This is a genomic window from Mitsuaria sp. CC2, from assembly GCF_048957715.1.
GTDB lineage: Bacteria > Pseudomonadota > Gammaproteobacteria > Burkholderiales > Burkholderiaceae_C > Roseateles.
In genome coordinates this window covers 1-12,761 of sequence record NZ_JARVXN010000005.1, presented here as the reverse complement: position 1 = coordinate 12,761, position 12,761 = coordinate 1, and the positions used below count along the sequence as shown (strand labels likewise).

Sequence of the window (12,761 nt, the reverse complement as noted above, 5' to 3'; positions counted from 1 at the left end):
GAGCCATTCGTCGATTCGTTGAGTCGACGATGGGACGTCCACCCTCTTCCATTTTCAGAACTGCATCAGCACAGCGTCAGGAGAGCGACATGCGATTCATGGTCATCGTCAAGGCGGACAGCCACAGCGAAGCGGGCGAGATGCCCAGCACGGAGCTGATCACCGCCATGTTTGCGTACAACGAGGAACTGGTGAAAGCCGGCGTCATGCTGTCGGGCGACGGCCTGCAGCCGTCGAGCAAGGGCGCGCGGGTGCGCTTCTCCGGCAAGGAGCGCACGGTGATCGACGGCCCCTTCGCCGAAACGAAGGAGCTGATCGCCGGCTTCTGGATCTGGCAGTGCGCCTCCTTGCAGGAGGCGATCGAGTGGGTCAGGAAGTGCCCCAACCCGCAGGTGACCGACTCCGACATCGAGATCCGTCAGATCTTTGAATCCGAGGATTTCGGGGAGGCGTTCACGCCCGAACTGCGCGAGCAGGAAGAGCGCCTGCGCGCGCAGATCGAGCAGAAGTGACGGCGACTTATTTCGTCGTCGGCGTCGTCGTCGCGGGCTTCTTCGCCGCCGGCTTGGCGGCCGGCTTGGGCGCCGCCTTCGCGGGCGCCGCGGCCTGGTCGACTTCCTTGGACGCCGCGGTCGTGCCGCCGGACACGCCCAGTCGGCCGCCGGCGCCCAGGCCGCCCTTGACCTGCTGCGCCTTGTAGTTGCGCAGCGCCTTGACCATCTGGTTGTACGAGTCCGCGAACGCGGTCACGATGACCTTGCCCTGCGGGGTCTTGCCGTACGCGCCGCCGGCGATCGCGGCGTTGCCGAAGAAGCTGGCGCCGCCGAAGCCGAAGTCGAAGTTCTTGGCCGTGCCTTCCGCGGCGGAGATCTGCACGCCGGAGCGGTTGTCCACCAGCAGCAGCGTCGTCGCCGCTTCGTTGGTGCTCATGTTGGCCGCCACCGCGGTCAACAGGCCGATCGCGCCGGTCCCGATGCCGCCGCCACCGCCGCCGGTCTTGCCGGAGAACTGGATCTCGGGGCTCATCGTGTAGTCGGCCGCGACCATCTGGCCCTGGCCGAAGTTGCTGCCGGCGCGCGTTTCGCCGGACTGCATCAGCGCGCGCTCGCGCTCCATGTTGGCGAAGGCGCGGCCGCGTTCCACGATCACGAAGCAGTTGGACTGCTGGACCATCAGGCGCAGCACCGGCGTGGTCGAGCCCAGCTGGCGGTCGCGCAGCTGCGACCACCACGGGGCGTTGGTGTCTTCGAAGATGGTCAGCGTGCCCAGCGTCTCGTCGCAATGCTCGAGCTTGCTGTTCTGGTTCTCGGCGGTCGCGCCGCCGGCGGCGCCGGAGACAGTGCCCTTGTTCTCGCCCATCGTCGGCGCGGTGGCCAGGCAACCGGCCAGCAGCAGCGGCGACAGCATCAGGGCGGACTTCAGCACGAGGCTGGACGACGAAACGAGGCGGGAAGTGGCGAGCATGGAATCCTCCAGGGACGTTCTTGGGAGCGGAAACTCAGGGGGGGGGTCAATCGAGGGGCGTGGCCGGCGCGACGCCGTAATAGCCGCCGACCGGCTGGCCATGCGGATTGCCGATCCAGATGCTGGTGCCGAACACGTCGCTGCATCCGCCCCAGGCGATCTCGAAGGCGCGCGCTTCTTCATTGCGCGTCTGCGCGTAGACGGAAATGGTGCTGTCCGACGGGCCGATCGTGTAGCAGACCCGCGCCCACACCGGACGCGGCGAGGACGAGACCACGGAGGCCGCGCCTTCGGCATCGCCGTCGGAGGCCTTGGCCACCCATTTCGTGCCGCGGGACGGGCCCGGGTTGTAGCTGAACACGTAGGGCACCTGGGCGACCGCCGCGAGCGACGCGGCAAGCATTCCGGCGACCATCAGGCCTCTGGCCAACATTCGTTTCTCCTTACGAGAGTGTTCCGAAATCAAACGATTCCAGAAGGAATGTGGCGGATTGTTAGGCGCCTCCCGGCGAAAAAGCGAGGCCCCCATCGTGGTGGTACGGGTGACTCCCACGTTGATGGGATGGCGGATTGCGCAATCCGCCACACCCTTGATCCATACCTCGCACGAGGTACTGCCGGCGGACAGCGCACGACAAGTCCTGTCCCCGCGATCGTCAACAACGGCGCGGCTTGGCGGGGAGCAGCGCGAAGGCCGATGGATACGGGAGAAAGTCGGCGCTCCCCCTCCCGGGCGTCGCCGTCCGCGCGCGGCCGGGACGGCCGCCGGGACTTTCGTTCGATCGTCGCGCGGGCGCTCAGCGCCGCGCGCATGACTTAGGTCATCTGGTGTTGTAGGGATGGCGAATGCGGGGGCATCGCCTATGCGTTCTACAGGCCGAGGTCCAGGCCCCGCTCCTGCGCGAACAGCTTGAGCGCCGGCATCAGCGCGCCGATCTTCTCCGCCACGGCGTCGCGGACGGTGTCCACCATCACCTGCGTCTGGCGCTCGATCTCGATGTGCAGCGGCGCGCCCTCGCCCTTGTCGGCGAAGGTGGTCATGCGCAGCGTCTCGGGAATCAGCCAGACCTCGAACCAGCCCGAGCCGTCGGGGTTGCGGCCGGCCTCGGCCACCGTCAGGCTGGCGCCGTTCACCGCGATGTAGCCCTTGGCGAAGATGTAGCGCATCCACGGCGCCGGTACCGCGACGCGGATCACATGGTTGTTGGCCGGGCGGCGGATGACCTCGACCCGCGCCATGAAGTCGACGTGACCCGACAACGGATGGCCGCCGATCTCGGCGCCCTCCTTCGCGGCGCGCTCGACGTTGAGCCGGCCGCCGACGCCGAGTTGCCCCAGCGCCGTGAGGTTCAGGCTCTGGAGCATCACGTCGAAGTCGGCCTCGCGGTCGCCCTTCAGCGCGGTGACCGTCAGGCACACCCCGTCGCAGGCGACGGACGCGCCGATCTCCAGGTCCTGGCAGAAGCCCTCGGGAAAGTCGAGCGTGAAGCTGCGCAGCCCGTCCTTGTCGGTGATGGCCGCGACCTGCGCGATGCCTTGAACGATGCCGGTGAACATGGCGGGTCTCCGATCAACGCGGGGCGTGGGAGGCGAACAGCTCGGGCGAGAAACCCAGGCTCAGCCGGCCGTCGTCCCATTCGACGACGGGGCGCTTGATCACGCTGGGCTGTTCGACCATCAGCGCGGCGGCGCTCGCCGCATCGGTGACGCCGGCCTTGACGCCGTCGTCCAGCTTGCGCCAGGTGGTGCCGGCGCGGTTCAGCACCTGGTCCCAGCCGAGTGCCGCCATCCACTGCGGCAGCTTCGCCGCGGGCACGCCCTGCTTCTTGTAGTCGTGGAACTGGTACGCGAGGCCCTGTCCGTCGAGCCAGACGCGGGCGCGCTTGACGGTGTCGCAGTTGGGGATGCCGTAGAGGGTGATCATGGGAACGAGGGGGTCGCCGGCGGGCGTGGAAGGAAGGCGGCACGCTACCATGAAGCGGATGATCCCCTGGCTCGACGATGACTCCCTGGACTTCCCGCCGACCCGCCGCGCGCTGGGGCCGCGCAGCGACGCTCCGGGGCTGCTCGCGGCCGGCGGCGACCTGAGGCCCGCCCGATTGCGGGCGGCCTACGCCCGGGGCATCTTCCCCTGGTATGGGGAAGGCCAGCCCATCCTCTGGTGGACCACCGACCCGCGCATGGTCCTGCGGACGGAGGATTTCAAGCTGTCGCGTTCGCTGCGCAAGACGGTCGCGAAGTTCATCCGCACGCCGGGCTGCGAGATCCGCGTCGACCACGCCGCCGAGATCGTGCTCAAGGCCTGCGCCAGCACCTCGCGCGACGGCCAGGACGGCACCTGGATCGTGCCGGAGATGCAGCAGGCCTACCTGCGGCTCGCGCGCGAAGGCACCGTGCATTCGGTCGAGACCTGGATGGACGGCGAACTGGCCGGCGGGTTGTACGGCGTCAACCTCGGCCGGATGTTCTTCGGAGAGTCGATGTTCATGCGCAGGACCGACGCCTCCAAGATTGCGCTCGCCGCCTTGATCTGTCTGTGCCGGGAGTTCGACATCCCCTGGATCGACTGCCAGCAGCAGACCGCCCATCTGGCGTCGCTGGGCGCGGCGCCGGTCGACCGCGAGGCGTTCGAGGCGCACCTCGCCGCGCACACCGGCCTGCCTGCGCCAGGAGATTGGTCCTATCATCCGCGGCTGTGGGCCCACCTGGGCCTGAGCGACGCCCTGAACGACTCCCTGAACGACTCGCCCTGAGCCCGTGACGCACCCCAAGGAACTCCCGCTGGCCGAGCTGCAGTTCTACGCGACTGCGCCCTACCCCTGCAGCTACCTGAGCGACCGCCAGGCGCGCTCGCAGGTCGCCACGCCCAGCCACCTGATCCACGCGGACGCGTATTCGAGCCTGGTCGCCGCCGGCTTCCGGCGCAGCGGCATGTTCACCTACCGGCCCTACTGCGACGGCTGCAAGGCCTGCGTGCCGATGCGCATCCCGGTGGCGGACTTCCACCCCAACCGCAGCCAGCGCCGCGCCTGGACGCAGCATCAGGCGCTGCAGGCGCGCGTCATGCGACTGGGCTACAGCGACGAGCATTACCAGCTCTACCTGCGCTACCAGGCCGGCAGACACAGCGGCGGCGGCATGGATCACGACAGCGTCGACCAGTACACCCAGTTCCTGCTGCAGAGCCGGGTGAACTCACGGCTGGTGGAATTCCGCGAGCCCGACGGCGCGCTGAAGATGGTCTCCATCCTTGACATCCTGGGGGACGGGCTGTCGGCGGTCTACACCTTCTACGAGCCCGAGGCCAACGTCAGCTACGGCACCTACAACGTGCTGTGGCAGCTGCGCCAGACCCGCGACCTCAGCCTGCCGCATCTGTACCTGGGCTACTGGATCGCCCAGAGCGACAAGATGGCCTACAAGGCCCGCTTCCTGCCGCACGAGCTGCTGCGCGACGGACATTGGTCACGCATCGAGCGCTGACGCCCTTCATACCCCCTCATCGAGGTCGGAAGGCCACACATCGGTGTCATTGCCGGCCCGTCGGGCCGATTCCAGGATCACACCCCGTTCCCTTGAATGGACGAGTGATCCCATGTGCACCCCCCTCTGCCAGCCCGTTTTCGGCGTCCTCGCGCGCCTGTCGACCCGCATCACGCCAGCGATTGCGCCCTTGATCCTGATCATGGGCGCGGCCGAGGCTCAAGCCTCGACGGCGCTGCCCGAATCACTGCGCGACCCGTGGCACGCCGACTACCGCCTCCAGCCGCCCAATCCCGAGTCGCCGCGACTGTCCGGCCGCGACGGATCCTCGGCGCTCCACAAGGGTCCGTGGTGGTCATCGCTTCATTACGGCCTCGTGCCGGTCTCCGCGCCCGGCAGCGCCAACGGGAACCGCGTCCCCGGCGACGCCTTCGCCGCCGCCTTGTTGCGGGCGCAAGGCGCCACGCCCACCGACACCCGCACCTTCATCGGCTTCGGTGCCCGCTTCAACGACGGGCACTCGAAGTTCTCCCTCGCGCCGCGGGCGCAGGGGGTTCGGATCCGTTTCTCGCACGAATACTGAACCCCTCTCCAGCCCGTTCGGCAAAAATTGGTCCCACACTGGTTTTTACGCAGTCGCTCACCGGTCGTACCGGTTTTCCCTGCCATTTGCATCAATTGACGCCCATACACGTCATTGACGACATCATTACGACACGTTACCTGACGCCCAAGGGTTAACCTGAATGATTCGCTCGTCAGTGGTATCTACATTGCATACCACTATGAGATCAGCAGCGGTACCGATCTCCTAGACGCCGCGGTTGCGAACCGCACGCCCTCCGTCGGACGCCACCGGCGGATCGCACGTCGACCTGCAAGGAGTGACTGCCATGCCTGCACGCGCCCTTTCCCCTGCCGCTGACGCCGCCGCGTTGCCATTGATCCGCCCCGCCGCCCCCGAGTGGCCGGCTTGAAGCCCTTGACGTCCTTGACGCCCGTCTGATGCCGGTCCCCGGCGGCCGTGCCCGAGCGGCTGCCGTCTTCGCCGGTTGAACCGACCGGCGCCTTTTCTGCCCGAGCCCCGACCGTTCCCGCCGCGCTGCATCGCAGTCGCCAGGCGCGGCGGCGCTCATCCCGCAGTGTCCGAAGACAACGACAACATGACCAGGAGACCCCGATGAGACATCGTCCTTGTGCCCATCCCCACCCGATGATGCCGTGGCTGATGCCGATGGTGCTGGCCTTCGCCGGCAGCTCGGCGATGGCCTACGACTGCACCGGCGTCGCCGACTGGAACGCTGCCACCGCCTACAGCGGCAACGCGATCGTGAAGACCGGCGGCAGCGCCTACCAGGCCAAGTGGTGGACGCAGAACAACCCGCCGGCGACCAACTCGGGCCAGTGGGACGTGTGGAAGGTGCTGGGCGCCTGTGACGGCGGCGGGGGAGGCGGAGGCGGCACGAACAGGCCGCCAACGGTGGCGTTGAGCTCGCCGACTGCCGGCAGTTCCCCCACCGCGGGCGACACGGTCACCCTGGCCGCGACCGCCGCGGACAGCGACGGCACCGTCGCCAAGGTCGCCTTCTACGTCAACGGCGCGCTGGTCGCCGAGGACTCCACCGCGCCGTTCAGCGTGAGCTGGACCGCCCGCGCGGGCGTGGCCGACATCACCGCCCGCGCCACCGACGACCAGGGCGCGACGACCGACACCGTCGCGCTGCGCATCACCGTGCGGGGCCAGGTCACCGGCGACGAGCGCTGCCGCCCCGAGGGTCTGACGACCACCGCCGGCACCGCGCCCGCCTACTGCAAGGTCTACGACGACCAGGGCCGCGAGAAGATGGGCGCCGACAAGCCGCGCCGCATCATCGGCTACTTCACCAGCTGGCGCACCGGCAAGACCGGCCAGCCCGCGTTCCTCGCGCACCAGATCCCATGGGGTCAGGTCACGCACATCAACTACGCGTTCGCGCATGTGGACGCGGCCAACAAGCTCTCGGTCGGCAGCACCGCCGACGCGGCCAACCCCGCCACCGGCCTGACCTGGCCCGGCGTCGCGGGCGCGGAGATGGACCCGGCCTATGCGTACAAGGGCCACTTCAACCTGCTCAACAAGTTCAAGAAGCAGTACCCCAACGTCAAGACGCTGATCTCGGTCGGCGGCTGGGCCGAGACGGGCGGCTTCTACACGATGACGACGAACGCGGACGGCTCGACCAACACGGCCGGCATCAACGCGTTCGCGGACTCGGCGGTGGCCTTCCTGCGGCAATACGGGTTCGACGGCGTCGACATCGACTACGAGTACCCGACCAGCATGAACAACGCCGGCAACCCGGTGGACTTCGCCGTCAGCAACGCCCGACGCGGCGCGCTGATGAAGAACTACGTCGTGCTGATGCGGACCCTGCGCGCCAAGCTGGACACCGCCAGCCAGGCCGACGCCCGCCACTACATGCTCACGATCGCGGCGCCCTCCTCCGCCTACCTGCTGCGCGGGATGGAGGCCTTCCAGGTCACGCAATACCTGGACTACGTGAACATCATGAGCTACGACCTGCACGGGGCGTGGAACCAGTTCGTCGGCCCGAACGCGGCGCTGTACGACGACGGCAAGGATGCGGAACTCACCGCGTGGAGCTATTACACCGCCACGCAGTACGCGCGCATCGGCTACCTCAACACCGACTGGGCGTACCACTACTTCCGCGGCGCGATGCCGGCGGGCCGCATCAACATCGGCGTGCCGTACTACACCCGCGGCTGGCAGGGCGTGACGGGCGGCACCAACGGCCTGTGGGGCCAGGCGGCGCTGCCCGACCAGAGCAAGTGCCCGGCCGGCACCGGCGGCGGCACCGTGCAGAAGTGCGGCAACGGCGCCGTCGGCATCGACAACCTCTGGCACGACCTGGACGTGTCCAGCAAGGAAGTGCCCGCCGGCTCCAACCCGATGTGGCACGCGATGAACCTGGCCTCCGGCCGCGCGGGCAGCTACCTCGCCGCCTACGGCCTGAATCCGGCGACCAACCCGGCCGACCAGTTGACCGGCTCCTACGTCCGCAACTACGACGCGACGCTGGTCGCGCCCTGGCTGTGGAACGCGCAGAAGAAGGTCTTCATCAGCACCGAAGACGAGCAGTCGCTGGGCGTGAAGGCGCAGTACGTGGCCGACCGCGGCATCGGCGGCGTGATGTTCTGGGAGTTCGCCGGCGACTACGCCTTCGACACCGCCCGCAACGAGTACTTCATCGGCAACACGCTGACCAGCCTGCTGTTCAACAAGCTGAAGACGGCCGGCGCCTACGGCAACCGGCTGACCCCGGTGGCCCTGCCGGCGGAAACGCTGGACATCGGCTACGCGCTGGGCGGCTTCGCGCTCGGCGACAGCAACTACCCGATCACGCCCAAGCTCACGCTGACCAACAACAGCACGACCACGCTGCCCGGCGGCACGGAGTTCCAGTTCGACGTCCCCACCGCGATCCCCTCGACGGTGACGGACCAGAGCGGCTTCGGCCTGACGGTGATCAGCAACGGCTCGAATCCCGCGGGCAACAACATCGGCGGCCTGAAGAACGACTTCCACCGCGCCAGCTTCAAGCTGCCGTCGTGGCAGAGCCTGGCCCCCGGCGCCAGCGTGACGCTGACGATCAACTACTTCCTGCCGTCGACGATTCCCAGCAACTGGACCGTCACCGTGAACGGCCGCAGCTACGCGCTGGCGCAGGAAGCGCGTCGCGGCGCGGTGCCCGCCGCCGCGCCGGCAGCGAAAGCCTCCACGGCCTCGACAGCCAAGACTTCGGCCGCGCGATGAGCGCGGGCCTCCTGAGACCTCCCCACCACCCCCTTTGACCCACAGGAGTTTCGACATGAAGAGACAAATGGTCCGCCTCGGCGGCATCGCCCTGGCCGCCGCGATGGCCGCCGGCACGGCACACGCCTACGACTGCACCAACGTGCCCGAATGGACGTCCGCCGGCATCTACACCGGCACCTCCAACAGCTTCGCCAAGCAGGGCAACATCGCCTACCAGGCCAAGTGGTGGACGCAGAACGAGGCGCCCTCCACCCACTCCGGCCAATGGGACGTGTGGAAGTCGCTGGGCGCCTGCACCGGCGGCGGCACCGACACCACGCCGCCCACCGTGCCTTCGGGCCTGACCTCCAGCGGCATCACCAGCAGCAGCATCACGCTGAGCTGGGGCGCCTCGACCGACGCCGGCAGCGGCGTCAACAACTACGAGCTGCTGCGCGGCGGCTCGCTGATCGCCTCGCCCACCGCCACCACGTACACCGACTCGGGCCTGTCGGCGGGCACCTCGTACAGCTACCAGGTCCGCGCCAAGGACAAGGCGGGCAACGTCTCCGGCCTGAGCAGCTCGCTGCTGACCAGCACCGCCAGCAACGGCACCTGCGCCGCGGCGCCGTCGACCCCGTCGGGCCTGAGCTCGCCGTCCAAGAGCGCCACCAGCGTCAACCTCGCCTGGAACGCCGTCGCCGCCGGCCCGAACTGCACGGTGCAATACCGCGTCAACCAGGGCTCGACGCAGGTCGCGCAGGGCGCGGCCACCAGCGCCAGCGTCACCAACCTGACGGCCAACACGAACTACACCTTCACGGTCTCGGCCTTCAACCAGGCGGGCACCTCGCAGCCGTCGGCGCCGATCACGGTCAAGACCGACACGCAGACCGCCGGCGACAAGGTGCTGCTGGGCTACTTCGCGCAGTGGGGCATCTACGGCCGCAACTACCACGTGAAGAACATCGACACCAGCGGCTCGGCGGCCAACCTGACGCACATCAACTACGCGTTCGGCAACGTCCGCAACAACGTCTGCGAAGTCGGCAAGATCATCCCGAGCAACGAGTCCACCGGGGAAGGCGGCGACGCCTTCGCCGACTACGGCAAGTCCTACGGCGCCGACCTGAGCGTCGACGGCGTGGCCGACACCTGGGACCAGCCGCTGCGCGGCAGCTGGAACCAGCTCAAGAAGCTCAAGGCCAAGTACCCCAAGATCAAGGTGCTGATCTCGCTGGGCGGCTGGACCTGGTCGCGCGGCTTCTCCAGCGCGGCGCGTCCAGAGAACCGGGTGAACTTCGTCAAGAGCTGCGTGGACGCCTACATCAAGGGCAACGTGCCGGTGACGGACGGCGCGGGTGGCACGGGCGCGGCGGCCGGCGTGTTCGACGGCATCGACCTCGACTGGGAATACCCGAACGCCTGCGGGCTGGCCTGCGGCACCGCGGAGGATCGCGAGAACTTCACCGGCCTGCTGGCCGAGTTCCGCAAGCAGCTCGACGCGGTGCGTCCGGGCCTGCTGCTGTCGATCGCCTCGGGCGCCGGCGTGGACAAGGTGCGGGCGTACGACCCGGACAAGATCCATCCGTACCTGAACTTCATCAACGTGATGACGTACGACTTCCACGGCGGCTGGGACACGATCACCGGGTTCCACTCGGCGCTGTACGCGCCGGCGAACGACCCGTCGACGGGTGACGTGAAGAAGTACAACACCAACGACGCGATGCAGGCCTTCCTGGACAAGGGCGTGCCGGCTTCGAAGCTGAACGTCGGCATCGGCTTCTACGGCCGCGGCTGGACCAACGTCCCCAACGTCAACAACGGCCTGTACCAGAGCGGCACGCCGGCCCCGGGCACCTACGAGGCGGGCAACGAGGACTACAAGGTCCTGAAGAACCTGCAGGGCTACACCAGCCGGGTCGACGACGTCAGCAAGGCGCAGTGGATCTACAACGGCTCGACCTTCTGGAGCTTCGACACGCCGGCCACGATCGCCATCAAGATGGCCTACGTGAAGTCCAAGGGCTTCGGCGGCGCGTTCTTCTGGGAGTTCTCGGGTGACGATCCGACGGCGTCGCTGTCGAAGGCGATGGGCGCCGGGCTGAAGTAACCCCGCCGCTTCTCCGTCATTTCATCGGGCCGGCCCCGTGCCGGCTCCCCCAAGGCCTCGCGACGCCTCGCGAGGCCTTTTTTGTTGCCATGGCATGACTGTCACAGGTCGGCGACTGGTCCAGACGACGCGACATTGTTCGCGGATCTATTCAAGAAATTCGCCAGAAGAGCAAACCTTAGGGAGGCCACGCGCTTTTTTTACATGGATGAATGATCGCCTTTGGCAGCTGCGGCTTCGACGATGCGCCCCTTCGCTGATTGGAGTTTCAGATGTCGACCGACTACCGATTCAACCGCCGCACTGCGGCGAACGTCAACGTGACGCGCGTGGCTCAGGCCGTTGCTGCCCTCGTGCTGTCCCTGGCGATGCTGGAGCCAGCGCTCGCGTCTGAGACAGACGGTGTCGCCCCAGGGGCCGGCGGCAACGGCAACGGTTCCACCAGCGGTGCCGGCGGAAACGGTGGCGGGCAAGCCGGCGCGGCAGGCGCTGGCGCCGGGAGGGCGTCAGCCGTCAACGGCAACGGCGGCACCGGCTCCAGCTATGGCAGTCCCACCGCCAGTGGGGGAAGCGTCGGTCAAACCATCAGCACCGACGCGTCGTTGACCACCAGCCGGCAAGGGGGCAATGGCGTTTCTGGCACCACCGCACGAAGGAGCGGAGGAGGCAATCCCTTTCACGGCACTGCGGGTGGCGGTGGCGGTGCCGGCGCATTTGTCATCGGTGCTCGCAACATCACCGTCAATGCAGGCATCTCGCTGGCCGGCGGCAAAGGCGGCAACGGTGATGCGGGCCGCTCGGGCTGTACCGGCTGCGGCAAGGGCGGTGCAGGCGGTGGAGGCGACGGCATCGTCATGTCCGCCGGGGGGACACTGACCAACCTCGGACAGATCCAAGGTGGCGCAGGCGGGGTGGGAGCCACCGGGTCGGCCGGTTCAGGCTCGACCGGCGGCGGCGGCGGCGGCCACGGGGTCGAGGGCGCATCGCTGACGATCTTCAACAGCGGCGTCATCCGCGGCGGAACCGGCCAGGCCGGCGGGGGAACGGGAAGCGACGCCGCCGAGGCCGGCGAAGACGGTGCCGCCATCCATTGGACCGGCGGCAACAACACGTTGCGGCTGAGATCGGGATCAGTGATCGACGGCGCCCTCTGGGTCGGAAGCGGCGCCACCGCGACGATCTCGGCGGACAACCCGGTGGCCGCAATGAACAACTGGCTGCTGCTCGACGGCTCGGCAACCATCAGCACCGCCTCGCAGCCGATCACCTTCAGCGGCCCGATCACGGGCACCGGCGGTCTCACGAAGGCAAGTGCCGGCACGCTGATCTTGTCCGGCACCAATACCTTCGGCGGCGGGCTCAACATCCAGGCGGGTGAAGTCCAGGCACAGCTGGTGTCCCTCGGCACGGGCGCCATCCGGGACAATGGCACCCTGCGCCTAAATTCGACCGCCGACGGCACGCTGAAGCAGGCGTTGACCGGCTCAGGCTCGTTGATCAAGGAGGGTAGCAAGCAACTCACGCTCAATGCCAATGCGCAGTTGAGCGGCACCGTTCAGGTCAGCGGCGGCACACTGGCGGTCGGCGGCAGCGGCACGCTGACAGCCGGCGCAGTCGAGCTGGGCAATTCGGGTGGAACGCTCGACCTCTCCGCCGCAACGCACACCACCACCATCTCCGCACTCAGCGGCGTGGCGGGCACCGCGATCCGGACAGGATCGGCGGCCCTTGTCGTCGGCGATGCATCGAACCAGACGTTCGGGGGCACGATCTCCGGAACTGGCAGCTTGACAAAACAAGGCAGCGGATCGCTGACTTTGACTGGCACCAATACGTATACAGGCACGACGACCATCAGCGCGGGCACCGTGATGGGGACGTCGGGGAGCTTCGGCGCCG

The 12,761-nt window shown here is 68.0% G+C and carries 11 protein-coding genes; 7 read left to right on the top strand and 4 right to left on the bottom strand.

The features are described from left to right. Positions 1–89: 89 nt before the first annotated feature. Complete coding sequence (locus PV762_RS02620) at positions 90–512, top strand: YciI family protein (protein WP_421033465.1); 423 nt, start codon at positions 90–92, stop codon at positions 510–512. Positions 513–519: 7 nt separating this feature from the next. Here the strand turns inward: PV762_RS02620 and PV762_RS02615 are convergent, their stop codons facing one another. The 4 genes from PV762_RS02615 to PV762_RS02600 all read right to left on the bottom strand — a co-directional run bounded on the left by PV762_RS02615 (position 520) and on the right by PV762_RS02600 (position 3,388). Further along, the gene (locus tag PV762_RS02615; RefSeq protein WP_421033464.1) at positions 520–1,464 is read right to left on the bottom strand and encodes a CsgG/HfaB family protein; all 945 of its coding nucleotides are present in this window, start codon (positions 1,462–1,464) and stop codon (positions 520–522) included. A 46-nt stretch (positions 1,465–1,510) separates the two neighbouring features. Further along, positions 1,511–1,897, bottom strand: coding sequence for a hypothetical protein (locus PV762_RS02610; RefSeq protein ID WP_421033463.1), 387 nt, complete (start codon positions 1,895–1,897; stop codon positions 1,511–1,513). A 437-nt stretch (positions 1,898–2,334) separates the two neighbouring features. After that, positions 2,335–3,021, bottom strand: a complete 687-nt coding sequence (locus PV762_RS02605) for a riboflavin synthase subunit alpha (protein WP_421033462.1) — start codon at positions 3,019–3,021, stop codon at positions 2,335–2,337. Between the two features lie 13 nt (positions 3,022–3,034). Then, positions 3,035–3,388 carry an ArsC family reductase gene (locus tag PV762_RS02600; RefSeq protein ID WP_421033461.1) on the bottom strand — a complete coding sequence of 118 codons (354 nt, stop codon included), beginning with the start codon at positions 3,386–3,388 and terminating at the stop codon, positions 3,035–3,037. Between the two features lie 58 nt (positions 3,389–3,446). Between PV762_RS02600 and aat the strand changes: the two genes are divergently transcribed. The 6 genes from aat to PV762_RS02570 form a co-directional block, all read left to right on the top strand. Further along, on the top strand, positions 3,447–4,217 hold the full coding sequence (aat, locus tag PV762_RS02595) for a leucyl/phenylalanyl-tRNA--protein transferase (RefSeq protein WP_421033712.1): 771 nt from the start codon (positions 3,447–3,449) through the stop codon (positions 4,215–4,217). A 4-nt stretch (positions 4,218–4,221) separates the two neighbouring features. Then, positions 4,222–4,947 (top strand): arginyltransferase, encoded by a 726-nt coding sequence (locus tag PV762_RS02590; protein ID WP_331613610.1) that lies wholly within the window; start codon positions 4,222–4,224, stop codon positions 4,945–4,947. A 112-nt stretch (positions 4,948–5,059) separates the two neighbouring features. Continuing rightward, on the top strand, positions 5,060–5,530 hold the full coding sequence (locus PV762_RS02585) for a hypothetical protein (protein ID WP_421033460.1): 471 nt from the start codon (positions 5,060–5,062) through the stop codon (positions 5,528–5,530). A gap of 597 nt (positions 5,531–6,127) precedes the next feature. After that, positions 6,128–8,764: a chitinase C-terminal domain-containing protein gene (locus PV762_RS02580; protein ID WP_421033459.1), complete on the top strand. Its 2,637-nt coding sequence runs from the start codon at positions 6,128–6,130 to the stop codon at positions 8,762–8,764. Between the two features lie 55 nt (positions 8,765–8,819). Continuing rightward, entirely contained in the window at positions 8,820–10,862 is a 2,043-nt protein-coding gene (locus PV762_RS02575) for a glycosyl hydrolase family 18 protein (protein ID WP_421033458.1), read from the top strand. A gap of 272 nt (positions 10,863–11,134) precedes the next feature. After that, on the top strand, positions 11,135–12,761 hold a 1,627-nt coding region (locus PV762_RS02570; protein WP_421033457.1), incomplete at its 3' end, for an autotransporter-associated beta strand repeat-containing protein.